Annotated in this window: 25 protein-coding genes; 6 read left to right on the top strand and 19 right to left on the bottom strand. The window is 62.7% G+C overall.

All coding sequences use genetic code 11. The annotated features are described in order from the left end of the window. Positions 1 to 45: 45 nt before the first annotated feature. Positions 46 to 3,951 (bottom strand): methionine synthase, encoded by a 3,906-nt coding sequence (gene metH / locus GXH28_RS02300; RefSeq protein ID WP_169237390.1) that lies wholly within the window; start codon positions 3,949 to 3,951, stop codon positions 46 to 48. A 103-nt stretch (positions 3,952 to 4,054) separates the two neighbouring features. On the opposite strand from metH, the gene GXH28_RS02295 reads away from it, so the two are divergent. Then, positions 4,055 to 4,567, top strand: coding sequence for a DinB family protein (locus GXH28_RS02295; RefSeq protein ID WP_169237389.1), 513 nt, complete (start codon positions 4,055 to 4,057; stop codon positions 4,565 to 4,567). Here the strand turns inward: GXH28_RS02295 and solA are convergent. Next, complete coding sequence (solA, locus tag GXH28_RS02290) at positions 4,545 to 5,696, bottom strand: N-methyl-L-tryptophan oxidase (RefSeq protein WP_169237388.1); 1,152 nt, start codon at positions 5,694 to 5,696, stop codon at positions 4,545 to 4,547. The two genes, GXH28_RS02295 and solA, sit on opposite strands and share 23 nt — an antisense overlap. Positions 5,697 to 5,762: 66 nt before the next feature. On the opposite strand from solA, the gene GXH28_RS02285 reads away from it, so the two are divergent. Further along, the gene (locus GXH28_RS02285; protein WP_169237387.1) at positions 5,763 to 6,353 is read left to right on the top strand and encodes a hypothetical protein; all 591 of its coding nucleotides are present in this window, start codon (positions 5,763 to 5,765) and stop codon (positions 6,351 to 6,353) included. A gap of 16 nt (positions 6,354 to 6,369) precedes the next feature. Further along, positions 6,370 to 8,073, top strand: coding sequence for a helicase HerA domain-containing protein (locus tag GXH28_RS02280; RefSeq protein ID WP_169237386.1), 1,704 nt, complete (start codon positions 6,370 to 6,372; stop codon positions 8,071 to 8,073). Position 8,074: 1 nt separating this feature from the next. Here GXH28_RS02280 and GXH28_RS02275 read toward each other — a convergent pair whose 3' ends face one another. The 3 genes from GXH28_RS02275 to GXH28_RS02265 all read right to left on the bottom strand — a co-directional run bounded on the left by GXH28_RS02275 (position 8,075) and on the right by GXH28_RS02265 (position 10,688). Continuing rightward, the gene (locus tag GXH28_RS02275) at positions 8,075 to 8,818 is read right to left on the bottom strand and encodes an amino acid ABC transporter ATP-binding protein (protein WP_304515788.1); all 744 of its coding nucleotides are present in this window, start codon (positions 8,816 to 8,818) and stop codon (positions 8,075 to 8,077) included. A gap of 14 nt (positions 8,819 to 8,832) precedes the next feature. After that, a complete protein-coding gene (locus GXH28_RS02270; protein WP_240550118.1) occupies positions 8,833 to 9,726 on the bottom strand; it encodes an amino acid ABC transporter permease in 894 nt (297 codons plus the stop codon). Between the two features lie 86 nt (positions 9,727 to 9,812). Next, a complete protein-coding gene (locus GXH28_RS02265) occupies positions 9,813 to 10,688 on the bottom strand; it encodes a transporter substrate-binding domain-containing protein (RefSeq protein WP_169237384.1) in 876 nt (291 codons plus the stop codon). 217 nt (positions 10,689 to 10,905) lie between these two features. On the opposite strand from GXH28_RS02265, the gene GXH28_RS02260 reads away from it, so the two are divergent. Then, a complete protein-coding gene (locus tag GXH28_RS02260; RefSeq protein ID WP_169237383.1) occupies positions 10,906 to 11,706 on the top strand; it encodes a lysophospholipid acyltransferase family protein in 801 nt (266 codons plus the stop codon). A gap of 71 nt (positions 11,707 to 11,777) precedes the next feature. Here the strand turns inward: GXH28_RS02260 and GXH28_RS02255 are convergent, their stop codons facing one another. Next, on the bottom strand, positions 11,778 to 12,737 hold the full coding sequence (locus GXH28_RS02255; protein WP_169237382.1) for a UDP-glucuronic acid decarboxylase family protein: 960 nt from the start codon (positions 12,735 to 12,737) through the stop codon (positions 11,778 to 11,780). Positions 12,738 to 12,765: 28 nt separating this feature from the next. Beyond that, positions 12,766 to 13,002 (bottom strand): hypothetical protein, encoded by a 237-nt coding sequence (locus GXH28_RS02250; RefSeq protein WP_169237381.1) that lies wholly within the window; start codon positions 13,000 to 13,002, stop codon positions 12,766 to 12,768. 23 nt (positions 13,003 to 13,025) lie between these two features. Between GXH28_RS02250 and GXH28_RS02245 the strand changes: the two genes are divergently transcribed. Together GXH28_RS02245 and GXH28_RS02240 are read left to right on the top strand one after the other, a co-directional pair. Beyond that, positions 13,026 to 13,709 carry a pseudouridine synthase gene (locus tag GXH28_RS02245; RefSeq protein ID WP_169237380.1) on the top strand — a complete coding sequence of 228 codons (684 nt, stop codon included), beginning with the start codon at positions 13,026 to 13,028 and terminating at the stop codon, positions 13,707 to 13,709. Between the two features lie 2 nt (positions 13,710 to 13,711). After that, positions 13,712 to 14,884 carry a citrate/2-methylcitrate synthase gene (locus tag GXH28_RS02240; RefSeq protein ID WP_169237379.1) on the top strand — a complete coding sequence of 391 codons (1,173 nt, stop codon included), beginning with the start codon at positions 13,712 to 13,714 and terminating at the stop codon, positions 14,882 to 14,884. Positions 14,885 to 14,909: 25 nt separating this feature from the next. Here GXH28_RS02240 and GXH28_RS02235 read toward each other — a convergent pair whose 3' ends face one another. The 12 genes from GXH28_RS02235 to GXH28_RS02180 form a co-directional block, all read right to left on the bottom strand. Further along, positions 14,910 to 15,584, bottom strand: coding sequence for a response regulator transcription factor (locus tag GXH28_RS02235; protein WP_169237378.1), 675 nt, complete (start codon positions 15,582 to 15,584; stop codon positions 14,910 to 14,912). A gap of 51 nt (positions 15,585 to 15,635) precedes the next feature. Beyond that, the gene (locus GXH28_RS02230) at positions 15,636 to 16,475 is read right to left on the bottom strand and encodes a nitroreductase family protein (RefSeq protein ID WP_169237377.1); all 840 of its coding nucleotides are present in this window, start codon (positions 16,473 to 16,475) and stop codon (positions 15,636 to 15,638) included. Between the two features lie 74 nt (positions 16,476 to 16,549). Beyond that, complete coding sequence (locus GXH28_RS02225) at positions 16,550 to 16,867, bottom strand: hypothetical protein (RefSeq protein WP_169237376.1); 318 nt, start codon at positions 16,865 to 16,867, stop codon at positions 16,550 to 16,552. A 29-nt stretch (positions 16,868 to 16,896) separates the two neighbouring features. Then, positions 16,897 to 17,718 (bottom strand): phosphatidate cytidylyltransferase, encoded by an 822-nt coding sequence (locus GXH28_RS02220; protein ID WP_169237375.1) that lies wholly within the window; start codon positions 17,716 to 17,718, stop codon positions 16,897 to 16,899. A 43-nt stretch (positions 17,719 to 17,761) separates the two neighbouring features. Continuing rightward, positions 17,762 to 18,550, bottom strand: coding sequence for an isoprenyl transferase (locus GXH28_RS02215; RefSeq protein ID WP_169237374.1), 789 nt, complete (start codon positions 18,548 to 18,550; stop codon positions 17,762 to 17,764). Positions 18,551 to 18,559: 9 nt separating this feature from the next. Next, entirely contained in the window at positions 18,560 to 19,126 is a 567-nt protein-coding gene (gene frr / locus GXH28_RS02210) for a ribosome recycling factor (RefSeq protein ID WP_169237373.1), read from the bottom strand. A 101-nt stretch (positions 19,127 to 19,227) separates the two neighbouring features. Next, positions 19,228 to 19,965, bottom strand: a complete 738-nt coding sequence (gene pyrH / locus GXH28_RS02205; protein ID WP_169237372.1) for a UMP kinase — start codon at positions 19,963 to 19,965, stop codon at positions 19,228 to 19,230. A gap of 93 nt (positions 19,966 to 20,058) precedes the next feature. Next, positions 20,059 to 20,658 carry a translation elongation factor Ts gene (tsf, locus tag GXH28_RS02200; RefSeq protein WP_169237371.1) on the bottom strand — a complete coding sequence of 200 codons (600 nt, stop codon included), beginning with the start codon at positions 20,656 to 20,658 and terminating at the stop codon, positions 20,059 to 20,061. An 18-nt stretch (positions 20,659 to 20,676) separates the two neighbouring features. Next, positions 20,677 to 21,504, bottom strand: a complete 828-nt coding sequence (gene rpsB / locus GXH28_RS02195) for a 30S ribosomal protein S2 (protein ID WP_169237370.1) — start codon at positions 21,502 to 21,504, stop codon at positions 20,677 to 20,679. Between the two features lie 238 nt (positions 21,505 to 21,742). Beyond that, positions 21,743 to 23,155, bottom strand: coding sequence for a UbiD family decarboxylase (locus tag GXH28_RS02190; RefSeq protein ID WP_169237369.1), 1,413 nt, complete (start codon positions 23,153 to 23,155; stop codon positions 21,743 to 21,745). 35 nt (positions 23,156 to 23,190) lie between these two features. Beyond that, on the bottom strand, positions 23,191 to 24,453 hold the full coding sequence (locus tag GXH28_RS02185) for an MFS transporter (protein WP_169237368.1): 1,263 nt from the start codon (positions 24,451 to 24,453) through the stop codon (positions 23,191 to 23,193). Between the two features lie 75 nt (positions 24,454 to 24,528). Next, positions 24,529 to 25,488, bottom strand: a complete 960-nt coding sequence (locus GXH28_RS02180; RefSeq protein ID WP_169237367.1) for a cytochrome c — start codon at positions 25,486 to 25,488, stop codon at positions 24,529 to 24,531. Position 25,489: the final 1 nt, after the last annotated feature.

The raw sequence follows: 25,489 nt of genomic DNA, 5'->3' as shown, positions 1-25,489 counted from the left end.
CGCCTCAAAACGCCGCGTGCCGCGGCCGCGCTGCGCTTTGCCGGTTCAATCATCGAGGTTAGGGCGCAGCCAGCGCTCCGCTTCCTCGATGCTCATGCCCTTGCGCCGCGCGTAGTCCTCGACCTGGTCGCGGCCGATTTTGCCCACGCCGAAATAGCGGGCCTGCGGATGAAAGAAATACCAACCGCTGACACTGCTGGCCGGCAACATGGCGCAGCTATCGGTCAGCGTGGCGCCGGTGTGCTTCTCCACTTCAAGCAGCGCCCAAATCAGCCGTTTCTCGCTGTGATCGGGACAAGCCGGGTAGCCCGGGGCCGGTCGGATGCCGCGATACTTCTCCGCAATTAAATCGTCGTTTGTCAATTGCTCGCCGAGGCCATAGCCCATGTCATCGCGGACTTGTTTGTGCAGGCGCTCGGCAAACGCCTCGGCCAATCGGTCGGCCAGCGCTTCGACCAGGATGGCGCTATAGTCATCGCCGGCGGCCTTGAACGCATCGGCCAACTCCTGAGCGCCGTGGATGCTGACGGCAAACGCGCCGATGTAGTCCACCACACCGCTCTCCTTCGGCGCAACGAAGTCGGCGAGGGCGAGATTGCAACGATGCAGCGCAGCTTGGGCGTTGGGGATGCCGTCCTTTGCGGCCTCACCCGACTTATCGTGTTGCTGGCGCAGGGTGTGGAAGGTGGTGAGCACCGTGGCGCGCGATTCGTCGGCATACACTTCGATATCGTCGCCTACGCTGTTGGCTGGGAATAGGCCATACACGCCGCGCGCGGTCACTCGAGGCGAGGGATCGGCAGATAGCTCGGCATGACCGCGTCGGTGAGTGTTGGCCCGATGGGTGAGATCGGCCTGAATCAGGCGCTTGAGGAGCGCTTGCGCATCTTCGTATAGCTTGCGCGCCTGGTCTCCGACGACCGGATCGTTCAGGATATCGGGGAAGCGTCCGGCCAGCTCCCATGTCCGGAAGAAGGGCGTCCAATCAATGTAGTCGGCTAGCTCGCGCAGCGATATATGGGCCGGCTCGATCACCCGCACGCCGATGAAGGCCGGCTCGCTGGCGAAGTCGTGGGATTCCGGCGTCCAGCGGAAGCGCCGCCGACGCGCCTCGGCGAGAGAGAGCAGGGGCCGGCGGTCGCCTTTGCCTGCGAACTGCCTGCGCAGCTTTTCTTGCTCTTCGGCGTTTTGCTTGATGAAGGCGTCGCGCAGGTCGGCGCTGGCCAACGCGCCGACCACGCCAACGGCGCGGCTGGCGTCGAGCACATGCACGACCGGCTGCGCGTAGGCCGGCGCGATCTTCAGCGCGGTGTGCGCTTTGCTGGTCGTCGCGCCGCCGATGAGCAACGGCAAGGTAAACCCTTCGCGCTGCATCTCACGCGCCACGTGCACCATCTCATCGAGCGAAGGGGTGATCAAGCCGCTCAGGCCAATCATGTCGGCGCCGATCTCGCGGGCTGTCTTCAGAATCTTCTCCGCCGGCACCATCACGCCCAGGTCATGCACTTCATAGTTGTTGCAGCCCAGCACCACCCCCACGATGTTCTTGCCGATGTCGTGCACGTCGCCTTTGACCGTCGCGAGCACGATCCTGGCCTTCGACGCCTTTTCGCGCGCGGCGGCTGCGGCCGCCGCCGGCTGTTCGCTTTTGATGTACGGCTCCAGTACGGCGACTGCCTTCTTCATCACCCGCGCGCTTTTCACCACCTGCGGTAGGAACATCTTGCCCGCGCCAAACAGATCGCCGACGACATTCATGCCGGCCATCAGCGGCCCCTCGATGACGGCGAGCGGCTTGCCGTAGCGCGCCAGCGCCTCCAACACATCGGCTTCGATGAAGTCGGCGATGCCGTTGACCAAGGCGTACTCCAGCCGCTTATCCACGTCCAAGGTGCGCCAGCCTGCGGCGGGCTGGCCGTCGCTGCTCGACGCGCCCGGAGAAGCTTCTTCCGATTGCTTCATGGCCTGCGCGAACGCGATCAGGCGCTCGGTGGCGTCCGGCCGGCGGTTGAGCAGTACGTCTTCCACGTGCTCCAACAAATCCTTGGGGATGTCGTCATACACGGCGAGCTGTCCGGCGTTGACGATGCCCATGTCCAGGCCGGCGCGGATGGCGTGATACAAGAAGGCGCTGTGCATCGCCTCGCGCACTTTGTTGTTGCCGCGAAAGCTGAACGAGATGTTGCTGATGCCGCCGCTAACTTTTGCGCCGGGCAGGTTCTCTTTGATCCAGCGCGTCGCGCGGATGAAGTCCACCGCGTAGTTGTTGTGCGCTTCGATCCCTGTCGCCACGGTCAGCACGTTGGGGTCGAAGATGATGTCCTCGGGCGGGAAGCCCACCTCGTGCACCAAAATGTCGTAAGCGCGCTTGCAGATTTCGATCTTGCGCTCGAAGGTGTCGGCTTGTCCGCGTTCGTCGAAAGCCATCACCACCACGCCGGCGCCGAAGCGTTTGATGATCTCGGCGTGTTGCTTGAAGACCGCCTCGCCTTCCTTGAGCGAGATTGAGTTGACGATGCACTTGCCCTGCACGCATTTCAAACCTGCTTCGATCACGCTCCACTTGGAGCTATCAATCATGATCGGCACGCGCGCGATGTCCGGCTCGGCCATGAGCAAGTTGAGGAACTTGGTCATGCATGCCTCGCTGTCCAACATCCCCTCGTCGAAGTTCACATCGAGGATATTCGCGCCGTTCTCCACCTGTTGTCGGGCGACGCCCAGCGCCTCCTCAAATTTGCCCTCCCGAATGAGCTTGGCGAACTTGGGCGAGCCGGTGACGTTGGTGCGTTCGCCGATCAACAGGAATGGAGAATTGGACGCCGATAACGGCGAGGGGCCGCCGGTTGGGTTTGATGCGTCCTGTGCATCCCCAATCGCGAGCAGCTCAAGCCCGCTGAAGTATGTGCGATTCGTCGGACGATTGCGCACGTGCGGGCGCGCACCCTTGATCGCCTCGCGGACGGCGGCGATGTGATCCGGCGTCGTGCCGCAACAGCCGCCGATGACGTTCACCCAGCCTTCCTGGGCGAACTCGCCCACAGCATCGGCAAACCGCTGCGGCGTCATGTCGTAGCCGCCGAAGGCGTTGGGCAGGCCGGCGTTGGGATAGCATGACACGTAGGTCTGCGTGATCTTGGCCATCGCTTCAATATACGGGCGCATCTCGTCCGGGCCCAGCGCGCAATTGATGCCCATGCTGATCAGCGGCGCGCGGTGAATGCTGGCCCAGAACGCCTCCACGGTTTGGCCGCTCAGCGTGCGACCGCTCTGGTCGGTGATCGTCACGCTGGCCATCACCGGCACCCGCCGCACCCCCTCGGCAAACAACTTCTGAATGGCGAATAACGCCGCCTTGAGGTTGAGCGTGTCGAAGGTCGTCTCCGGCAACAACAAGTCCACCCCGCCCTCGATCAGCGCCTTGGCCTGGTCGTAGTACGCCTGCATCACCTGGTCGAAGGTGACGGCGCGATAGCCGGGGTCGTTCACGTCTGGGCTGAGCGAGAGCGTCCGATTCATCGGCCCCAACGCGCCGGCGACGTAACGCGGCCGCGATGGGTCGCGCCGCGTAAATTCGTCGGCAACCTGCCGTGCGAGCCGTGCCGCCGCCAGGTTGATCTCCCGGATCAGCGCGGGGTCGGCCATGTCGAAGTCGGCCATGCTGATGGCCTGAGCGTTGAAGGTATTCGTCTCGATGATGTCGGCGCCGGCTTCCAGATACTGACGATGAATGTCCAGGATAATCTCAGGCCGCGTCAGGTTGAGCGCCTCGTTGTTGTTCTTCAGCTCAACGGGATGCTCCCGGAAGCGTTCGCCTCGATAGTCTTCCTCCTGCAGACGATAGCGCTGGATCATCGTGCCCATCGCGCCGTCCAACACCAGGATGCGCCGTTCCAGGAGTTCGACGAGGGGCGGCTTAGGGATAGGCGCTGCTGCAAGCTCACTCGACATGAGCGCATTCTATCGGCATCCGGGGCGCAGCGCTGGGCGATCTGCGCGCCGGGGCGTTGGCAAAGGCGTTGTGCGCTTTCAGACGAGTGATAGAGTTCGCGGCATGAACACAAAAGACCTCGCGCTATTGCTCGATTACAACTACTGGGCCAACCGGCGCATCCTCGACCGAGCGGCTCAGTTGAGCGGCGAGCAGTTGGTTGCGCCTCAACCGCCTGGCTTCAGCGCCGGCAGTTTGCACGGCACGCTCGTTCACATCTTGAATTCCGAATGGGCCTGGCGCATGCGGCTGCAGCATGGCATTTCCCCCGCTGCGGCGCTGAAGCCGGTTGAGTTCCCCAACCTGTCAGCGCTGCTCACCCGCTGGCAAACGGAAGAACAGCGCATGCGCGAATACGCCGCCGGCCTGAACGACGACGACCTCGCGCGCGTCGTGACGTATACGACGATCGTCAATCCCCAGATGCGACAACACACCGTGGAGCATTGCCTGACGCATATGGTCTTTCACGGCATGCAACACCGCAGCGAAGCCGCCGCAATCCTGACCAATTTCGGCCACTCGCCGGGCAACATTGACCTGATCTACTACCTCATTGAGCGGGGGATCCCATAGCGAATGGGCGCAGCCGCACATGACCGATGTTCATCTCGGTGGCGCCGTGTTCCACCAAGTCGGCCAGCGCGCGGCCAATGCCGGCGCCGAACTTGAAGCCATGGCCGCTGCACGCCGAGCAGATCACAATGTTGTCAAAGTCCGGCGCAAAGTCAATCACAAAGTCCTCGTCGGGCGTCGTGGTGTAGAGGCAGGCCGTCGGCTCGAACGGCGCGCCGGCCGCATCGGGCAGATGCGCGCGGACGTAATCGAGCACCCGCCGGGTAGTTTCATCGCGCGGCATGCGCGGCCCGTTGGGATCGATCAAGTAACCCTCGTGGTGAAAGCCGACTTTGATCCCCGGCTTATCAATCATCGGGAAGCCGTAAGCGGGGATCGGGCTGCGCCAGTGGATGAAGATCGGGAAGCGGTCACGCTGGAAGCGCTCGGCGTCGCGCAGCGGCGCGAAATACGTCACCTGCTCTTGCTCGATGCGCACCGGTAACTGCAGGCCGACGTATCGGATCAATTCGTTGATCCAGGCGCCGCCTGTGATGATCAACTTGTCGGCGCGATAATGGCCGGCGTCGGTGACGACTTCGACCGGCCGGCCGGGGACGATCCGGTTGACCGCCTCGCGCTCGCGCACCGTTGCGCCGTGTTTGGCGGCTTGCGCGACCATGGCCTGCACGCAGCGCGTGGCGCGCAAGAAGCCGGAGTCGGGCGAGAACACGGCGAGCGCTGCGTCGCTTAGGCGCCACTGTGGGTAGCGCGCGCGGATTTGCGCCGCGTCCAGGCGCTCGAACCGCCCGCCAACCTGAGTCAGCGCATCGGCCACGGCGTCCACGTTGGGGTAATGCACCGGCTCATGCGCGAGGTCGAGGCCACCGATGACTTCCAACAATTGCTCGCCGCTGTCGGCCTCGAGCGCGCGCCAATGGGGGTAGCTCTGCATCGCCAGCCGGGCGTAGTCGGGGTTGTTGTAGGCGAAGCGAAAGATGCGCGATTCACCATGTGAGCTGCCAAAGGTGTGGGCAATCTCGAAGCGCTCGATGAGCAGCGTACGCTGGCCGTCTTTAGCGAGGTGATAGGCGGCAGCGCTGCCCATCACGCCGGCGCCGATCACGATTACGTCGTAGCATTCCGTCATGTCCGTATTTTCGCTCCAGCCGGCGCGCCGCGCTCGGTTATAATTCGAACAATTGTTCGACCCGATATGAACGTCAACGGCAGAGTCCTGCGCGCCAACACGCGCTCCTTCGTCTTCGGCACGCGCGTGCCGAAGGAAGACGTGCCGATTTTCGGCGCGTTCGTCAAGACGTGTATTCAACACAAAAACGCCACGGTGTTCGGGCTGATCTACGATATCGCCGTCGAGGACGACGGCGTGACGCGCATGCTGTCGGTCGCCGAGGATGGCCTGGTGCGGCCAGAGGAGATCGAGTGGCAGCGCAGCCGGCGCCTGCCGATCGAGGTCAGCGTGTTATGCGTCGGCTACTGCGACGGCAACGCAGCAGACCAAGCGATTCGACAGGTCCTTCCACCACAGCCGCCGCTCACGCTCGATGAGGTCGTCAGTTGCACCCCGGAGGAAGTGCAGCAATTCACGCAGCAGTTGGATTTCTTCCGCCTGGTGCTGGACGCGCACGATGCGCCGTGCGACGAGCTGTTGGCCGCCAGCCTGCGGCTCGCATCCCGGACGCATCGCGATCCGCGCGGCTTCCTCCGCCGGTGTGGCCGCGAGCTGGCCCGGCTGCTGGCCGGCGACGGCGCACGGCTGGATGGATTGTTGCGTCGGTTAGTATAACGTCGGAGGATGCACAATGACTGCTGATCTGCTCTCGGAACTCAACCCCTTCGCACCAAGCGACCTGGTGCGGCTGCAGCGCGATGAATTACCCGCGCGCCTCGGTGTGGTCATCGGCGGGTCGCTCAACGATGGCGTGCTCGTCAAACTGGACGGCGACGTAATCGTTGAGGGCGTCGCCGTCGGCTCCTACGTCACCATCAAAGGTCAGACCGATCGTAAGTTCTTCGGCCTGGTCACCGATATTCGGCTCGACATGACTGATGCTGCCCTGGTGCAATCGCCGCCGGCCGATGACGACCCGCGCTTGGAGATCTACCGCGGCACGGTGGCCTATGGCGCGCTGCACGTCAAGCCGATGTTGGTGAAGGAGGGCCGGGGCGAAGTAAAGCCGGTGAAGAGCGTGCCGGCGCATTTCACCGTCGCCTGCCGCGCCACGCCTGATGAGGTACGGGAGATCTTCGCCGCCGACGAGCGCACCGCGTATCGCATCGGCACTTCGGTTGAAGACGAGACCATCGAGATCAAGCTGGATCTAGAACGCTTCGTAGAGCGCAGCAGCGCCGTGTTCGGTCGCAGCGGCACAGGCAAGACCTTCCTCACCCTGCCGTTGCTCGCCAACATCATCCGGCGCGACCTGGCCAGCGTGCTGATCTTCGACATGCACAACGACTACGGCTACACGCTCAAAGGCGACGGCGGACGCAAGCTAAAAGGCCTGAAGCAGCTCAACGCGATCAGCCAGAAGGTAGTGATCGTCACATTAGACGAAGCATCGTCCAAAGTGCGCAATTCACGGCCGGAGTTCGCCCTGCAGATCGGCTATGACCAGATCGAGCCGGAAGACATCGAGATGCTGCGCGACGTGCTCGGCCTGAGCGACGTACAAGTGAACGCGCTGCACGCGCTCAAGCGTCGGTTCCCACATGCGTGGATTCGCCAGTTGCTCGACGACAATCTCGCGCCGGAAGTGCAGGAACTGTTCGACAGCAACAAGATCGCCGAAGGCACCTACTATGCTATGCAGCGCAAGCTCGGCCGACTGCTGAAGTTCGATTTCCTGCGCGCGGAAGTTGCCGAGAACTTCGCCGAGCGGGTGCTGAACTATCTAACGCGCGGCGAGAGCGTGGTGGTGGAATTCGGGCGTTACGGCAACGACCTGCCGGCCTACGTCTTCGTCGCCAACTTCCTCACCCGGCGCATTCACCGCCGCTACGTCGAGATGAAGGAAACGGCGGAGGGCGGCGGCGGCGAAGAGCCGAAGAAACTCGTCATCGCGGTCGAAGAGGCGCATAAGTTCCTGGAGCCGGGCGTGGCCGACTTGACCATCTTCGGCACGATCGCCCGCGAGCTGCGCAAATACAACGTGACCCTGCTCATCGTGGATCAGCGCCCCAGCCAAATTGACGCCGAGGTGATGAGCCAGATCGGCACACGCATCACCTGTGCACTGAGCGACGAACGCGACATTGCGGCGGTCTTCACCGGCATGAGCGGCGCGCAGCAGTTGCGGAGCGTGCTGGCAGCGCTGGAGAGCAAGCAGCAAGCGTTGATCATGGGTCACGCCGTGCCCATGCCGGTCGTGGTGCGCACGACCGAATACGGCGAGACGGTCTACCAGCAGTTCGCCGATCCGTTGGCCGAGGCATCGCCGGAGGAGCGCGCCGAGAGCAACCGCAAGAAGCTCGGGCGCCGGCCGTTGGACGAAGGCCTGATGTAATTCAGCGCAGGATCTGATTGAGGAACGCGCGTGCGCGTTCCTCGCGCGGGTTGGCGAAGAACACTTCTGGCGGGCCCTGCTCGACGATCCGGCCGCGATCCATAAACACGATCTCGTCGGCGGCCTTGCGCGCAAAGCCCATCTCATGGGTCACGACGACCATCGTCATGCCGCTGCGCGCCAACTCCAGCATCACGTCCAGCACCTCCTTGATCATTTCCGGATCCAGCGCGCTGGTTGGCTCGTCGAACAACATGATCTTCGGATTCATGGCCAGGGCGCGCGCGATGGCCACACGCTGCTGTTGGCCGCCGCTCAGTTGACTGGGATAAGCGTTGGCTTTCTCCGGAATGCCGACGCGGGTGAGCTGTTGCATCGCGATGTCGCGCGCTTCGGCTTCGCTGCGCTTGCGCACCACGCGCTGCGCCAGCGTCACGTTTTCCAACACCGTCAGATGTGGGAAAAGGTTGAACTGCTGGAACACCATGCCCACCTCGGCCCGCACGGCGTTGATGTGCTTCGCGTCGTGGGTGAGGTGAATGCCATCCACCCAAATCTCGCCGCTGGTCGGGGTCTCCAGGTGGTTGATGCAGCGCAGCACGGTGCTCTTGCCGCTGCCACTGGGGCCGATGATCACGGTCACGCTGCCCCGCCCCACCGTAAGACTGACGTCGTTCACCGCGCGCAGGCTGCCGAACTGCTTGACCAGGTGCTTAATGACGATCATCGGTTCGTCGCGTTGCATTGCGCTCATCCTCCTCAACCTTGCGCGCGGCCTTCGCTGTTCAAGCGCTGCTCCAGCCATTTGACGCCCAACGACAGCACGATGGTCATAGCCAGATACAAGAAGGCCAGCGACGTGTAGGTTTCCAAAAAGCGAAACGAAGCGGCGGCATACAGGCGCGCCTCTTGAGTAATGTCACGCACGCCGAGCACCGACACCAGCGACGAATCCTTCAGCATGGCGATGAAGTCGTTGCCCAGCGGCGGCAGCACGCGCCGGATGGCCTGCGGCAGGATGACGTAGCGCATCGCCTGCCAGTAGCTCATGCCCAGCGAACGCGCTGCCTCCATCTGCCCTTTGCTGATGGACTGAATACCAGCGCGGAAAGTCTCGGCCTGGAAGCCACCGTAGGCAATGGCCAGCGCGATGATGCTGCGGGTCAAGAATGGCACATCCTGCGGCTTGGCGCGCACGAGGAGATTATCGGCGCCCCAAATCGGCGCCAGGGCATTGCCCAGCAGGTTGACGCCGTCCATGACGATGGGCACGATGACGAACGCGATCACCAGCAACTGCACCAGGATCGGCACGCCGCGGATGACCTGCACGTAAAGCGTGGCGATGTTGTAGATGACGGGGTTCTGCGACACTCGTCCCAGGCCGGCGATCAACCCGACGGCGATGGCCAGGCTATAGGCGACCAGCGTGGTGAAGATTGTGACGCCAATGCCCAGCAACAGCCGGTTGAAGATCGCAGAATAAAGCTCGCTGGTCATCGCGTTCCATGCGATCAGCGCGCCGAAGAACGCGATGATCAGCAGCCACCACGGCCAACGTGCCATGCGGTCAACGAACCGGCCCAGCGCCGAGCGATCCACTGCCGAATCACGTGGAATGGCCTCAGGCTGCGGCCTGGTAGTCAACGACATGATGAAAGCAGCGCGCAACCGGCTTCTTGCTCGGTTGCGCGCCTGTTGTACTCAATGTGAGCGATAACGCAAGCGGCCTCTGGTCGCTATGGCTGCGGCGTCGGCGTTGGGTCGCCATAGGCGCCCGGGCCGATCTGATCATATTCAATCACTTGGCGGCCCTTCGGGAACCACTTATCTTGCAAACGCTGCAAGGTGCCATCTTCGCGCATGGCCTTCAGCGCAGCGTTGATCGGCCCAACCAGGTCGCTGCCCTTGGGGAAGATGAAGCCCAGCTCTTGGCCTTCGCTGACGATGCCGTCGAGCAGCTTGAGCTTGTCGGCGTTCACCCCCACGTAGCCTTGGCCCGCCACGTCGTCAATGATGGCCGCGTCGGCGTCCTGAGAGATCACCGCCTGCACCGCCGAGCCGAAGTCGTCGAACGCGATCACACGCGCTTCGCCGACCAGTTTGACGCCCTCGGCGTAGTTGGTTGTGCCTTTCTGCGTCGCCAGCTTGAAGTTGCCGTTCTTGAACTCTTCGACATTCTTGAAGCGAGTTTCATCCACGCGGACGACCAGGCGCTGATCCACCTTGATGTAGCCGTCGGAGAAATCCACGCTTTGTTTGCGCTCTTCGGTGATGGTGATGCCGTCGGCCGCCATATCGAACTGGCCGGCAGCGACCGCGGCGATCATGCCGTCCCAGGCGATTTCTCGGAACACGGGCTTGCAATTCAGCCGCTTGCAAATCTCTGCGATGGCGTCGTAGTCCCAGCCCTCCGCCTTGCCGTTGTCCAATCGGATGTAGTTGAATGGGATATAAGCGTTTTCGATGGCGATGACGATCTCGCGGCCGCCCAGATCGGGCAAACCGGATGTCGCAGCCGGTGGCTGCGTCGCAGGCGCAGCCGGCGGTGCCGCGCAGGCGGATAGGGCGATCGCTGCTGCGATGAACAATTCGATTGTGCGTAGTCTGTTCATATTTGGGCACTCCTCTCTTCTGGCGCGGGATGTTTGCAACAGGCGTGAGAGTAACTGCCAAGCAGGCTTTCACGCACACGCTGCATAATGCAATTCGCTACACAGCGATAGATTTTAGCGCAGCACCGGTGAGTGCGCCGACATAGTTCTGCGCCGCGCGACCGCTGACCACACATCAACCGGCGCTCATCCAAATCGTGTACCATCCACTTCAGACGTGCTCACAGCTCGCAAGAACCCCTTGCTCAACCGGTTAATTTACACCTTCTTAATCAAGGTGCAACTGCGGTCGTCGTTTCACCGCGTCTACTTGCGGCAGGCCGCGCCGCCGCCGGGATCAGATTCACCACCACTCATCATGTTCGGCAATCACAGCACCTGGTGGGACGCGCACCTGATGATGGCGTTGAACGAGGAGTGCTGGCATACGGACGGCTACGTAATCGTCGAGGATACCCAGCTTGTGCGTTATAGTTTCTTCCGCTGGTGCGGCGCATTCTCCGTCAACCGGCGCGACCCGCGAAGCGCGGTGGAGAGCATGAACTACGCCATCAGCCTCCTGACCGCCGCATCGCGTCGCGGCGCGCCGCCTCGCGCGCTGCTCATCTTCCCGCAGGGCAAGATCCGCGCCAACGACGTGCGGCCGCTGGCGTTCTACCAGGGCGCCGGCCGCATTGCGAGCAGGACAGCGCAGCAGGTTGGCGCCTGCGCGCTGTATCCCATCGCCCTGCGCTGCGAATTCATCGGCGAGCAAAAGCCCGACGCTTTTATCAGCGTTGCGCACCCTGTTGTGGTGCGCAAGGCGGAGGGCGCGGATGCACTCGATCCCCGGCGGATCACCGCGCGCATGGAGCAGGCGTTGACCGAGGAGCTAGACCGACTGCGGAGCGATGTGGTGGCCTATCGCCTCACGTCATTCACGCCGCTCATTCAAGGCGCGCGGAGCATCAACCGCATCTGGGATGCCGTGCGCGGGAAGGAGCAGATTCGCGAGGTGGGGATAGATCCGGGTGAATAACGCTCCCCGGCCGTCGCCTTCACAGGCGACGGCCGGGGCAACGGCTTTAATCCGCTCGGCCATTGCGTCCCTCATGCCGGCTGCTGCACCAGCGCCCGGAAGTAGTCAATCGTCTTGCGCAATCCTTCTTCCAGTGAGACTTTGGGCGCCCACCCCAAGAGGGTGCAGGCGCGCGTGATATCCGGTTGGCGGCGCTGCGGATCATCGGCGATGCGCTCTTGCCGCGGCTGATAGAACACGATCTCACTGGCGCACTCCGGGCCGGCCGCTGCCTTCACTGCTTGGGCGAATTCGAGGATGGTCATCTCATGTGGGCTGCCGATGTTCACCGGCATCACTTCATCGCTCCACAGCAGGCGCAGCAGGCCATCCACAAGATCGCTGACGTAGCAAAACGCGCGCGTCGCGCTGCCATCGCCGTACACGGTCAACGGCTGGTTGCGCACGGCCTGAGCGACGAAGTTAGGCACCACGCGGCCGTCGCCGATGTCCATCCGCGGCCCGTAGGTGTTGAAGATGCGCGCGATACGCGTCGCCACGCCGAACTTTCGATGATAGGCCATGGTCAATGCCTCGGCGAAGCGTTTGGCTTCATCGTATACCGAGCGCACACCGATCGGGTTGACGTTGCCCCAGTAACTTTCGCGCTGCGGGTGCTCCAACGGGTCGCCATAGACTTCGCTCGTGCTTGCCTGGAGGAAGCGCGCGCCCTTCCGGCGCGCCAGTTCCAAGGCGTTGTGTGTGCCGTGCGAACCCGCCAGCATCGTTTCGATGGGATGATCAAGGTAACCGACCGGACTGGCTGGCGAGGCGAGGTTCAGCACTGCATCCAGCGGCCCCTGCACCCAACATGACTCGATGATGTCGCACTCGATGAATTCAAATTGCGGATGGCCGATCAGATGCGCGATGTTGTTGCGCGAGCCGGTGATAAAGTTGTCCATCGCAATCACATGGTGGCCGTCGGCAATCAGCCGATCGCACACATGTGAGCCGATGAACCCGGCTCCGCCGGTGACCAGTATTCTCATGCTCAGCCTGCTCCTCTCGAGTGCGACTTCAGCTTGCTGCCGCTTTGCTGCCGATGCGCACCAGTTGCACCTGCGCTTGGTAGCCCTTCTCGGCGTCATCGCCAAGCGACACTTTGCCATTAGCGAAGAAACCCGTGCTGCCGGTGCTGAATCGCTTCGGGCTCAAAACCAGCATGCCGACTTCTTGCCCATCCACGAAGAACTTGGCGATGACCTTTGGCGCGTGCGCGCTTGGGGATGAGGTAGCCATCTTGACTTCCGACATATAGCGAGGATGATACCAAACGCATGTCGCGCGCCATCGCTTTCTTCAAACCCTTCGGCGTCTTGTCGTCATTCACGCACGAGGTGCAACCCCGGCGCGCTGTTGGCGCAGCGAACGACTTGCCGCCGAAGCGCACGCTGAGCGAGTTCGGTTTGCCCAAAGGGGTGTATGCCGCCGGCCGGCTCGATTACGACAGCGAGGGGCTGCTCATCCTGAGCGACGACGGCGCACTCATCCATCGCCTCACCGATCCGCGTTACAAGCTGCCGAAGACCTACTACGTGCAGGTCGAGGGCGTCCCTACCGAAGCTGCGTTGCAGCAACTGAGGCAGGGCGTGACGATCAAGGGCTACCCCACCTTGCCCTGCCAGGCGCATGTGCTGGACGCCGAGCCGGAGCTTCCACCGCGCGGCAAACCCATCACCCCCCACGGGCCGACGGCCTGGTTAGAGATCGTGCTGCGCGAGGGGAAGAAACGTCAGATTCGCCACATGACCGCAGCCGTCGGCTTGCCGACGCTGCGGCTGGTGCGCGTCGCCATTGGGCCGGTGACGATCGCCGGACTGGCACCCGGCCAATGGCGCGATCTGAGCGAATCCGAACTCGATTCTATAATCCGCTACCACGCAACCATGCACTCAAACCTCCCGTCGCCGATGCCGGCGCGACGTAGAAAAAGCCAAACCCTAAGAAGAAGTAGGAGTTGAGCATGACGACTTCATCCCCCGCTGCCGCGACCAACGGCAGCTCGACGACGACCAAGACCCCCTTCGTGAAGGGATTGGACGGCGTAGTCGCTGTACAAACGGAGATCAGCGCCGTAGATGGCCCGAACAGCACATTGCTGTATCGCGGCATCAACATCCACGAGTTGGCCGAGCAGGCCAGCTACGAGGAAGTGGCTTTCCTGTTGCTGAACGGCCACCTGCCCAACCGCTCGGAGCTAGCCGACTTCAACGCGCGTCTGGTGGCCAACCGGTGGTTGCCGGCGCCGGTATACGACTTGCTGCGCAGCCTGCCGCGCGATTCTGTGCCCATGGAGGCGCTGCGGGTAGCCGTGTCCGCCCTGTCGTTCTACGACCCCGAAATCGAAGACATCAGCATCGAAGCCACGCAGCGCAAGGCGGTGCGCCTAATCGCTCAACTCCCCACGCTGTGCGCCGCCTATCAACGCTTGCGCGAAGGCAAAGAGCCGATCGCGCCCAACCCACGCTTGAGCCACGCAGCCAACACGCTCTACATGTTGGGGGCGGATATTGATCCCGACTTCGTGCAAGCGATCAACATGTATTTCATCTTGCTGGCCGATCACGGCATGAACGCCAGCACATTCACCGCGCGCGTGGTGGCCAGCACGCAGGCCGACCTGCACTCGGCCGTATCGAGCGCGTTCGCCTCGCTCAAGGGGCCGCTGCACGGCGGCGCAAACGAGGCAACGATGCGTATGCTGCTGGAGATCGGCGAACCGGATCGCGTTGACGCCTACATTGACGCGATGTTCGCCGCCAAACGCAAGATCATGGGCTTTGGCCACCGCATCTACAAGAGCGGCGACCCACGTTCAGAACATCTGAATAAGTGGGCGCAGAAGCTCGGACAAAAAGTTGGTCAACCCAAGTATTACGAGATTTCGCTCAGGGTGGTCGAGGCCGTCCGCCGTCATCGCGAACTGTATCCGAACGTGGACTTCTACAGCGCCTCTATGCTGTACTACGCGGGCATCCCGATAGACCTGTTCACGCCGATGTTCGCCTGCGCGCGCATTGCCGGCTGGGCCGCGCACGTGATCGAGCAATACAAGGACAACGTGCTCATCCGCCCACAGTCCGAATACATCGGCCCGCTGGATGTGCACTACGTGCCGCTGGATCAGCGGAAGTGAATGGCGGGGTGGTTGCGCAACGCCCCTACTCTTCCCGGAGCACGTAGCCGACGCTGCGCACGGTGTGGATCAACCGCGGCTCGCCGTTGGCTTCGGTCTTTTGGCGCAAGTAGCGGATGTATACCTCCAGCACGTTGCTCTCGCCGCCAAAGTCGTAGCCCCAGACTCGGTCTAGGATTTGCTCGCGCGTCAATACTTGGCGGGGGTTGCGCATCAGGTATTCCAGCAGGTCATACTCTTTGGCCGTCAGCTCGAACTGCCGGTCGCCGCGCTTGGCTAGACGCGTGCCTGTGTCGAGTTGTAGGTCGGCATACTTCAGGATCTCCGGCTTGCTGCTCGGTTGCGTGCGACGCAGCAACGCATGTACGCGCGCCAGCAGCTCGGGGAAGGCAAACGGCTTGACCAGATAGTCATCCGCGCCGCTCTCCAGGCCAAGCACCCGATCCGGCACCGAGTCCTTCGCCGTCAGCATCAAAATCGGGACGTTGCTGGCCGCGCGCAGGCGCATGCACACCTCCAGCCCATCTAAACCGGGCATCATCCAGTCGAGGATGACGAGGTCCGGTGGATTATCGCGAGCCGCGGCCAGTCCGCTTGCACCGTCGTTGGCCGTTGTCACTTTGTAGTTTTCGTAGGTCAACCCGCGCCGCAACAGGTCGCGAATGGCGGGGTCGTCTTCAATGACGAGAATGTGTTCCATTTGAGATGAAAATCTACCGGCGATCCATAAACATTAGATTAGAGTGCTGCGCTAGGGTTCCGCCGGCGCCTCCCCATCCCCCCACAGCAGACTGCGCGCCGAGGCCAACGGCTCAGGCAGCGGAGTCTCCCAGTCGTTGTAGTGCGCCAACTCGGTGAACGGCTTGCGCTGGTTGCTCGTCCAGTCAATCGTGTTGCGGGCGGCGTTCGGGTCTTTGTAGCCCATGCGGAATATCGCCACAAGCTCGTGCGCCTCGGGAATCTTGAGCAGCGCGACGATGCGCGCTTTGTTCGCCGCCACCTCCAACGGTGTGCTGATGAACTGCATGCCGATATTCAGCGCTGTCGTGACCAGCCACAGCGTCTGAATCACTGCGCCGAGGGTGATCGAAGCGTAAAGCCCGCTGAGTTCGCCGGGGCGATATTCTTGCCTGTCGAGCGTGATCGCAAGCAGCATCGGCGCGCTGCGCACAATGTTGCGCTGGTCGTTGCCCAAGATGGTGGACACGCCGAATTTGCTGAGCAGTGATCCCACGGGTTCGGAGAAGACGAGCCTGACCATCGGCCGAAGCGCCGCCGGCACGTTGTCCACATAGATGCCGCTGCCGGCAGCGATGGACTCCCGGGCATCGAAGCGGAAGTAGCGTCGGTAGCGCGCCACGAATGCGCCGTCGTCCATCAGCCGCTTCATCGAATCGCCGGCGATGTCGGCGATCTGCGCGATGCGCTCGCGATCCTCGATCACGATGAAGCGCCAGGGCTGACTGTTGAAGTGCGAGGGCGCGCGCGCGGCGGCTTCGATCAACAGCCGCTTGTGCTCATCGCTGATGCGCTCCGGCCGGAAGGGCGTGTTGGTCGTCTTGCGCTTGCGAATGGCTTCAAGTAGATCCATCGGTATGAGATTTACAGGCGTACGGTTCGCATCCCACGCTCCTGCGTCATGGTCACGCGATGTGCGATGCGCCTCTAGGTGACAGCCGCCCAAACGACCAGGCCGGCCAGCGCAGCCAGTCCGCCGGTGGCCATCCAGCAGTGCGCCGATGACCCCGGACGGAAGCGCGGCAACAGCATCAGGAACGGTGCGACGATGAACAGCCACCATCGCCAGGGGGCGCCGAACACAAATCCCCAGGCGGCCGCGCCGCCCAGTGCAAGCCAGATCAGGGCAAAGAGCGCATGATGCACCCATCGCCAGCCGCGCGTGCTCACCCAACCCAACCGAATGCTCGTACCCAAAGCCGAGGTGCCTGCGTAGATGCCCAGCAACACCAGCAGCGTCCACATGCCACGATTGTAGCGCCCGGCAATGCCGATCAAGGCAACTGGAAGGTTCCCGAAGTCATGACCGCTACATAGGTTACCACGACGCTGGCCCAGAGTAACGAATCTATCCGGTCGAACACGCCGCCATGCCCGGGTATCACATTGCCGGAGTCCTTCGCGTGCGCCTGGCGCTTGATCATGGACTCGACTAGGTCACCCAGAGGGCTCAGCGCGCCAACCAGGATGCCCGCGACAGCCCCGATGGGCGTGCCAAAGGGCGCGAACAAGCCGAGGATGATGCCGGCGAGCGTGCTGGCAATCACGCCAGCGATATAACCCTCCCAGGTTTTGCTAGGGCTGATGGTCGGCGCAAGTTTGTGCTTGCCGAGCAAGCGCCCAAACACGTAGGCCATGCTGTCGGCCGACCACAGGGTGGCCAGCGTCAGCGCCAACCACCAGCGTCCATCGGGGGGCAGGACGATCAGTTCGGCCAAGTGGCCGCCCGTCCAGCCGAGGTAGAACCCGCCAGCGAAGCTCACCGCCCAATCGCCAAAGTTGCGCGTTTGGGCGCGTTGCAATTGCCAGGCCAGCGATGCGAGCAGCACCAACGTAAGCGCCGGGATAAGGACGAATAAACTGGGCAGACGCACGCCGACAAAGGCTGCCGCGGTCGCCCCCAGCGCCACGGCCAGCGACGGATGATAACCGGCGCGCCTGAGCAATCGCCACAGCTCAAACGTTGCGCGGGCGATGGCAGCCGCGATGAGCAGCGTGAACCACCATCCTCCCAGCGCGCCGAAGACGCCGGCGACGATAACGGTGGCCGCGCCACCGATCAGGCGCGCGGCGAGATCGTTGGACGATGTTTGCAACGAGGCGATTCTATACGGCTGCGTCAAACGCCAGGCGCGCGTGCTACTTACAGGCAAGCCCACCAAAACGGCGTTCGCGCTTGCGGTAGTGCTCAATGGCCTTCTGGAGCTCCTTCTCGTCGAAGTCGGGCCACAGCACATCGGTCACGTAATACTCGGAATACGCGCCCTGCCAGATCAGAAAGTTGCTGACGCGATACTCACCGCTGGTGCGGATAATCAGATCAGGGTCGGGCAGATCGCGGGTGTAGAGATAGCGGCTGACCGTGGCCTCGTCCACGCAATCAGGATCGAGGCCATCGGCCAGCATGTGCTTCACCGCGTCTACGATCTCAGCCCGTCCGCCGTAGTTCATCGCCACGTTCAGGATCAGCTCTGTGTTGTTGCGCGTATACGCGGTGGCGTAGCGGATCTTTTCGCACAACGCTGGAGGAATGCGGTCGGTGCGGCCAATGTGCCGGATCTGCACGCCCTCTTGATGCAGCGCGTCCAGCTTTTTCTCGATCGAGACTTCGAGGAGCTTCATCAGCCCGTTCACTTCCTCCTCGGGGCGGCGCCAGTTCTCGGTGGAGAAGGCATATAGAGTCACGATCTTGATGCCGTGATGCTTGCATGCCCGCAGGATGCGATGCAGATTATCTGTGCCGGCTTTGTGCCCGGCCAGGCGTGGCAAGTTGCGGCGCTTGGCCCATCGGCCATTGCCGTCCATGATGATGGCGAGGTGCTTGATGCCGTGCGCCGCGGCTGCGGTTTGCGCGCTGGTCTGGGGCGCAGCGACATCCGCCGTGTCCTGTGCGAAGGACCGCTTGAAGGTTGCGACGGATAGGGCCATAGACGCGAGTCACATCTCCATGATTTCGCGCTCCTTGCGCGCGCCGAGTTCATCGGCCCGCGCAGTGAAGCGATGGGTTAGGTTCTCCAACTCTTGTTTGCCACGTTTGTGCTCGTCTTCGGTAATCCGCTCTTCTGCTTCGAGCGCCTTCAGCATCTCCATGCCTTCGCGTCGGTGGTTGCGAATGGCAACCTTGGCTTCTTCCAAGCGCTTGTGCACCAACTTGACGATGTCACGCCGCCGCTCCTCGGTCAGCGGCGGGATGTTTAAGCGGATTACTTTGCCATCGTTGTTGGGCACGAGCTTGACATCGGAAGCGCTGATGGCCTTCTCGATCGTCTTCAGCGTCGTTGGATCGAACGGTTTGATCATAATCACCTGAGCCTCCGGCACCGTGATCGTCGCCAGTTGCTGGAGCGGCACTTGGGCGCCGTAGTACTCGACAGGGATCCGCTCGACCAGGGCCGGCGAGGCTCGACCCGTGCGAATCGCTTGAAAGTCAACTTCCATTGCCTGGATCGCGCGTTCCATTTCCTTCTCGATCTCTTTGATGACGCTTTTTATTTCGTCGGCCATTTCAGATTACCCCATCCTTTCTAGTAGAATACCCCTGCACACATCCGCAGAAGCGCTACAAAAGGCTATCACAGATTCATTTGTAGCTTTTGGTAGTCTAGTTATGACCCCCACGGTTCATTTCCTGAAGTGATCAGTGTGCCGATCTTCTCGCCCAGAACAGCACGCTCCAGGCTGTTTGGCTGCCAGAGATTGAGGACGAGGATAGGCAAGTTGTTTTCCATGCATAAAGTTAGCGCGGTGCTATCCATCACGCCGACTTTTTGGTTCAGCGCCTCAAGGTAGGTCATGAATTCATAGCGCTGCGCGGCGTCGTCCTTGCGGGGGTCGGCGCTGTAAACGCCATCCACCTTCGTGGCCTTGATCAGGATGTCGCAGTTGGTCTCGGCGGCGCGCAGTGCGCCGGCGGTGTCGGTTGTGAAGTAGGGGTTGCCGGTGCCGGCACCGATAATCACGACGCGCCCCTTCTCCAGGTGCCGGATGGCGCGCAGGCGGATGTAAGGCTCGGCTACAGAGCGTATCTCGATCGCTGTCTGCACGCGCGCTTCTGTGCCCAGCCGTTCAAATGCATCGCGTAGGGCCAGCGCGTTCATGACCGTGGCGAGCATGCCGATATGATCGGCTGTAGTACGGTCCATGCCGTGTGCGATGCCATCCTTGCCGCGCCAGAAATTGCCTGCCCCGAGCACGATCACCACTTGCACACCGAGTTGTCGCACGGCGCGGACTTTCGCGGCTACCTGCTCGGCCAATTGCGGCACGATGCCCATGCCGCCTGGCCCGGCGAAGGCTTCACCACCGATCTTTAACAATACGCGTTTGTATTTGGGGACGTTCACAGCGCTTACTTCCTTTCACATGAGCCGCTGCGCATCGCATGCGCCGGCCGCGTTGCAAATAAAAAGGGCATTTCAAATGCCCTTTTTAATCGTTTAGCTCTCTTCGCCGAGCTGATACCGGACGAACCTTCGCACTTGGATGTTTTCGCCACATTTTGCGATGGCGGCGGCGATCAGGTCTTTCACTTTGACCTTGTCGTCTTTGACGAAGACCTGTTCCATGAGCACGTGGTCTTGATAGAACTTCTCCATGCGCCCGGCGGCAATGCGCTCAGCGATCTCGGGCTTTTTGCCCTCGGCGATGGCGTCCTCCTTAAATTTGGCCGTCTGCGCCGCGATGACCTCGGCGGGCACGTCTTCCTTCTTCACATAGGTTGGCGCGGCTGACGCGATTTGCAGCGCCAGGTTGTGCGCTAATTCGCGGAACTCGGACATGCGCGCCACAAAGTCGGTCTCGCAGTTGACCTCGACCATCACGGCCAGCCGGCCGCCCATGTGCGAGTACACCTCGATCATCCCCTCTTTGGCTTCGCGCGACGCTTTCTTCTCCGCAGCGGCTAAACCCTTCTCCTTCAACCAGGCAGCCGCCTTCGCCATGTCGCCGCCGAATTGCTCCAGGGCTTTTTTGCTGTCCATCATGCCTGCGCCGGTCTGTTCGCGCAGTTGTTTCACCATCTCTGCTGTGATTGCCATCTTCGTTCACTCCGGTCTTTATTCTTCATCCTCTTCCAGGTCGGGGGCGAACGAGCGCAACAGCATTTCGTCGTCCAGCGCCAATTCACCGGTGTGGGCGCCTTCTCCGGCGGCGGCCTTCTCCTCGACGCTGGCAACGGCCGCAACCTCATCCGCATTCTTGCGCAGGGCCAGGCCTTCCAGCGCCGCATTGGCCATCGCCTCGACGATCAACTTGATGGCGCGGATGGCGTCATCGTTCGCGGGGATCACGTAGTCCACGCCCTCGGGGTCGCAATTGGTGTCTACCATAGCGATGACGGGGATGCCCAGCCGGTTGGCCTCTTTGACTGCGTTCGCTTCGCGGCCAACATCCACAACGAACAGCGCATCCGGCAAGCGGCGCATAGTTTTGATGCCGCCCATGCGCCGGTTCAGCCGTTCGATCTCGCGCGTGATCAACAACGCTTCCTTCTTGGTGAAGCGTTCCAACTCGCCGCGCTCTCGCATCGCTTCCAGCTCGGCCAGGCGATCCAGGCGGGATTTGATGGTGCGCCAGTTGGTCAGCGTGCCGCCGAGGAAGCGTTCGGTAATGTAAGGCTGGCCGGCGCGTTGCGCTTGAGTCATGATCGGCTCTTGCGCCTGGCGCTTGGTGCCGATGAAAAGGACTGTGCCGCCGCGTGCGACAATGTCGCGAATCAGCGCCGCGGCTTCGTCAATGGCGACAATGGTTTGTTGTAGATCAATGATATGCACGCCGTTTCTCTCGGTGAAGATATACGGCTTCATCTTGGGATGCCATCGCTTGGTGCGATGGCCGAAGTGCACTCCCGTTTCGAGGAGCGCCTTCATGGGGACAACGGGCATAGGCGGTTTTCTCCTTGGATTCCTCTGCGCCTCTCACGTGGTTTTCGGATTCCGCAAGTGGAACAGGCCTCAACCATCGAAGCGCATGATGTGATATTTCCGGCTTTGCGCCGGGGGCGATTCTACCATGCCGAGCCCCGCTGCGGCGGCGCGCAGGTGTATCGCTTGTTAAAAAGCGGGCGATGGCGCAGTTGACGCCCCCAGATTCGATTTGCGCGCTAAGCCAGCAGCGCCGGGGCTACGCCGCCAGATACTTCGCCAGTTCCACCATCGGATAACTCACGCGCTGGCCATAGGGTCGGCGGCCTTTGTCGAAGGTTGCATCAATGCCGATCTTCGTGCCAATGCCTTTGCTGTCGTTGGCCGGATCCATCTCGTGACCTTGCGCGCGCGGCACGGTGAACACGTCCTGTCCCCAGTCCACTCGCGTGGTCAACGCCCAGAGCAGATCGCTCGGGTCATAGATGTTCACATCGCCCTCGACCACCACGCACACGCGGAAGTTGGGGTGTGCGGCGAAGGCGGCCAGCGCCACGTTGCGCGGCTCGCCCATGTTCGTCTTTTTGTCGAGCTGCACCACCACCAGGAAGCCGTTGGTATAGGGCGGGATGTGCACCGCGCGCACATTCTTGCTGGCATGGCGGACGAAGCGCATGAGCAACGGCTCGCGCGGCAGCACATTGCCGATGTAGATATGCTCGTTCCAGCCGGGCACGATGGTCTGGAAGATGGGATCGTCGCGATAGCCGATCGCCGTCACCTCAAACACCGGCGATTCCCACGGCTCGCCGTAGTAGCCGTGGAACTCGGCCAGCGGGCCTTCGCTGCGGCGCACGCCGGGCAGCACGTGCCCTTCCAGCACCAGCTCGGCGTGTGCGGGGATCGTATCCACGTCCACCGTGACGCCGCGCGTCACCTCAACCGGCCGACCGCGGATCGCGCCGGCGATGTTGTTCTCGTCGCCTTCATATTTGCAGCCGGCGGCAATCATCAGCGCTGGGTCTAGACCGATGGCGACGGCGATGCCGAGCGGTTTGCCCTGCGCCTCGGCAGCGGCATGCGCGCGTTGCACATCACGCCACTGGTTGATGTTCATGCCGAAGGTGCGCGGGCCGAGGATCTCCATGCGGTTATAGCCCAGGTTGCCCACGCCGGTCTCGGGGTGTTTGCTGACGACGACGCCGCCGGTGATGAAGCGCCCGCCGTCGCCGACCGCATGTTTAGGGATGGGCAAGCGGCGAACGTCAATCGCATCCGGGTCGGTGATGAGGTTCTTCTTCCACGGCGCGTCGGCCACGCGAACCGGCGGGATGGCGTTGGCCGGCTCAAGCGCGCGCGCCATGGTCGCCGTCACCTCGCTCTGCTCGCAGCCCAGCGCCAACGCCACACGCGTTTGATTGGCCACGGCGCTGCTGAACAGCCGCCAGCCTTTGAACACTTGCACCGGAGCTGCAGCAGGCTGATCTGCGCCTGTTGCGGCGCCGTTTTCGTAGATCGCCTCGAACAAAGGCGCCGGCCCACCCAACCGCTCGCAGGTGGCGCCGATGTCGGCGGCTTCGTGGATGATGTTCACCGGCTTGATGATGCGCATCAGTTGGCCGCACCGGTCAAGCAGGGCGATATAGGAACGCAGGTCGCAGATGTCGTGCATGGTGCATGATTGTATGAGATGGCGGATGGCGGCGCCTAATGCGTGCGGAGCGCATTAGGGGCTCGCCTTGACGATGTGAAGCTTACTCCTAACAACGGCAGCAGCGCCACGGCAAAGCCGACGGCCGCCAGCACAGTGAACCCCGCTCCCGCCAGCAAGAGACCGCTGCCCAGGCTGCCGGCCGCCGAGGCGACGTTGACGATGGCGTCGTTGGCGCCCTGCAGCCGGGCGCGCTCAGCAGCGCCCAGCGTATCGGCCAGCAGCGCCGAGCCGGCCACGTAACACCCGCTCCATCCCAGGCCAACGAAGAACTGCCCCAGCGCGATCCACGGCGTATCCAGCGATAACGGCGCAATGACGCAGCCGGCCATCAGCACCACGGCGCCGGCGACAATCACCGCGCGCCGGCCCAACCGGTCGGTCAACTGGCCCACCAGCGGCGAGAGGGCGAACATGCCCAACACATGGATGCTGATGACCGCCGAGATGTCACCCAGGTCGTGGCCGTGATCGCTCATGTGCACGCTCACGCTAGCCATCAGGAGCACCATCGCCGCCTGACCGCAGGCCATGGCGACCATCGCAGCGAGCATCGCCGGCTGACGCAGGGCCTCGCGGAAAGAGCGCTGCTGGGAGCGGGAGATGCCCGGCGGCGTCGGTGTCGCGCGCGTCGCCGGCTCGGCGGCACGGTTCACCAACGCCTGCCAGTCCACGGCGAGCGCCACGCACAGCACCACGGCAACCACCGCATAGCCGGCAGCGGTGAGCAGCAGCGGGCCGGCGTAGGTGTTCATGCCCAGTGCTAGCGCCCAGTTGCCCGCCGGCGCCGCCAAGAGCGGCCCCGATACGGCGCCGGTGGTCGCCCCCCAAATCACCAAGCTCATCGCGCGTGCGCGACGTTCCTGCGGCGTAACCTCGGCTGCGGCGAAGCGGCTCTGGTCGAGCGCAGCGCGCCCCATGCCGATGACGAACAGCCCCCACAGGAAGGCGAAGAAGCTGGCGCGCACGATGCCGAAGCCGGCCAGGCCCGCGCCCAGCGATGCTGTGGCTGCACCAAACACCAAACCATAGCGACGCCCCAAGCGCGCCATCAGGCGGCCGGCCGGATAGGCGGCTAAGGCCGAGCCGCCCAGAACCGCCATGCCGGCCAGGCCGGCCAGCGCTTTCTGGCCGCTCAACTGCACGGCGGCGAGCGTATTCACCGTGACGGCGGCGGAGTAAGCGGCCTGCGCCAAGCTCTGCGCCAGCATTAGCCCGATCGTGACGCGCAGCAAGGAAGCCGGATGGGAGGAGGACATGATCGCGCATTATCCGGCGAAAACAGAAAGGGCGGGTTGAAGGCCCGCCCTTTCGCTCACGCTTGAGGACAATGCTTATCTGAGCGAGTTCAGATAGTCCACCAGGTTGTCCAGCTCTTCCGGCGTCAACTGTTGCGCATAGTTCTGCGGCATCACGCCGGCCGGGCAAGGGCCCTGCGGACATTGCGCCACAACGTAGGCATTCGGGTACAGGATGGATTGGCGGATGTACTCCGCGCCGGTGGTGGCAGGGGGTTGATCCTTCAGGTTGGTCTTGTAGCTCTCGCTGGCGATGCGTTCCTCCGCCACTGCCCCTATCTTGTTCAGGTTGGGGCCGATGGCGCCTTGCGCACCTACGCCGCGAATGGCGTGGCAGGCAGTGCAACCTTTGGCCACATAGACCTGCTTGCCGGCCTCCTGTGCAGGGGTGAGCGGCACAGGGGTGGGGCGCGGCGCCATGCCTTCGCCGGGTGCGGGTGGCAGGAGGGCCTGGTCGTTGGGCAGTGGGTCGAGGCCGTAGTTGATGATGAAGCGCGTCACGTCACGGATCTGGTCTTCGCGCAGCGGCCCGCCGAAGCGCTCGCTGAACGTCGGATGCGTGACGTCCCACAAGTTGCTGGTCTTGACCGGCAGGCCGGCGGCGGTGACGCTCTCGATGTAGCTCTCCAGCGTGCCCGACCATTCGATCTGCTTGAGGCGCTCACTGGGCTTAATCACCCGGATGGATTGCTGCTGCATGGCGTCGGTCACGAGTTCGATGCGCCCGACGAAGTGCTCGCTGGCCAAGGCTGGACCCAAACCCTCCACACCTTCGCCGTTGACCCCGTGACAGCGCGCGCATTGATCGAAGTACACCTTCGCGCCGGCCTCGACCGCGCGGCTATCAAACTGCGCTGCTCGCACGTTCAGGCGCGTCTGGTCGGCCAGGCCGATGAACGTGCACACGCTCAGCAGGATGAGCATGCTGATCAGGCCGGTCAGGATGCGTACGGTAAAGCTGGGACGAAAGGTAATGATCTTCTTAACGATGCTCATC

This window comes from Candidatus Roseilinea sp. NK_OTU-006 (assembly GCF_012931985.1).
Taxonomy (GTDB): Bacteria; Chloroflexota; Anaerolineae; order J036; family Brachytrichaceae; genus JAAFGM01.
Note: the sequence above shows the minus strand (reverse complement) of the source record. Positions and strands in the feature narration are given on the sequence as shown.

Bases quoted from the DNA above. Each gene is read 5' to 3' on its own strand.
- GXH28_RS02250 (WP_169237381.1), bottom strand. From the start codon at position 13,002: ATGTCGGAAGTCAAGATGGCTACCTCATCCCCAAGCGCGCACGCGCCA.
- GXH28_RS02230 (WP_169237377.1), bottom strand. From the start codon at position 16,475: ATGGATCTACTTGAAGCCATTCGCAAGCGCAAGACGACCAACACGCCC.
- solA (WP_169237388.1), bottom strand. From the start codon at position 5,696: ATGACGGAATGCTACGACGTAATCGTGATCGGCGCCGGCGTGATGGGC.
- GXH28_RS02245 (WP_169237380.1), top strand. From the start codon at position 13,026: ATGTCGCGCGCCATCGCTTTCTTCAAACCCTTCGGCGTCTTGTCGTCA.
- GXH28_RS02240 (WP_169237379.1), top strand. From the start codon at position 13,712: ATGACGACTTCATCCCCCGCTGCCGCGACCAACGGCAGCTCGACGACG.
- GXH28_RS02265 (WP_169237384.1), bottom strand. From the start codon at position 10,688: ATGAACAGACTACGCACAATCGAATTGTTCATCGCAGCAGCGATCGCC.
- GXH28_RS02185 (WP_169237368.1), bottom strand. From the start codon at position 24,453: ATGTCCTCCTCCCATCCGGCTTCCTTGCTGCGCGTCACGATCGGGCTA.
- GXH28_RS02225 (WP_169237376.1), bottom strand. From the start codon at position 16,867: ATGTGGACGCTGCTGGTGTTGCTGGGCATCTACGCAGGCACCTCGGCT.
- frr (WP_169237373.1), bottom strand. From the start codon at position 19,126: ATGGCCGACGAAATAAAAAGCGTCATCAAAGAGATCGAGAAGGAAATG.
- GXH28_RS02190 (WP_169237369.1), bottom strand. From the start codon at position 23,155: ATGCACGACATCTGCGACCTGCGTTCCTATATCGCCCTGCTTGACCGG.
- GXH28_RS02270 (WP_240550118.1), bottom strand. From the start codon at position 9,726: ATGTCGTTGACTACCAGGCCGCAGCCTGAGGCCATTCCACGTGATTCG.
- GXH28_RS02275 (WP_304515788.1), bottom strand. From the start codon at position 8,818: ATGCAACGCGACGAACCGATGATCGTCATTAAGCACCTGGTCAAGCAG.
- GXH28_RS02180 (WP_169237367.1), bottom strand. From the start codon at position 25,488: ATGAGCATCGTTAAGAAGATCATTACCTTTCGTCCCAGCTTTACCGTA.
- GXH28_RS02255 (WP_169237382.1), bottom strand. From the start codon at position 12,737: ATGAGAATACTGGTCACCGGCGGAGCCGGGTTCATCGGCTCACATGTG.
- GXH28_RS02215 (WP_169237374.1), bottom strand. From the start codon at position 18,550: ATGGCCCTATCCGTCGCAACCTTCAAGCGGTCCTTCGCACAGGACACG.
- rpsB (WP_169237370.1), bottom strand. From the start codon at position 21,504: ATGCCCGTTGTCCCCATGAAGGCGCTCCTCGAAACGGGAGTGCACTTC.
- GXH28_RS02285 (WP_169237387.1), top strand. From the start codon at position 5,763: ATGAACGTCAACGGCAGAGTCCTGCGCGCCAACACGCGCTCCTTCGTC.
- GXH28_RS02295 (WP_169237389.1), top strand. From the start codon at position 4,055: ATGAACACAAAAGACCTCGCGCTATTGCTCGATTACAACTACTGGGCC.
- GXH28_RS02235 (WP_169237378.1), bottom strand. From the start codon at position 15,584: ATGGAACACATTCTCGTCATTGAAGACGACCCCGCCATTCGCGACCTG.
- tsf (WP_169237371.1), bottom strand. From the start codon at position 20,658: ATGGCAATCACAGCAGAGATGGTGAAACAACTGCGCGAACAGACCGGC.
- metH (WP_169237390.1), bottom strand. From the start codon at position 3,951: ATGTCGAGTGAGCTTGCAGCAGCGCCTATCCCTAAGCCGCCCCTCGTC.
- GXH28_RS02280 (WP_169237386.1), top strand. From the start codon at position 6,370: ATGACTGCTGATCTGCTCTCGGAACTCAACCCCTTCGCACCAAGCGAC.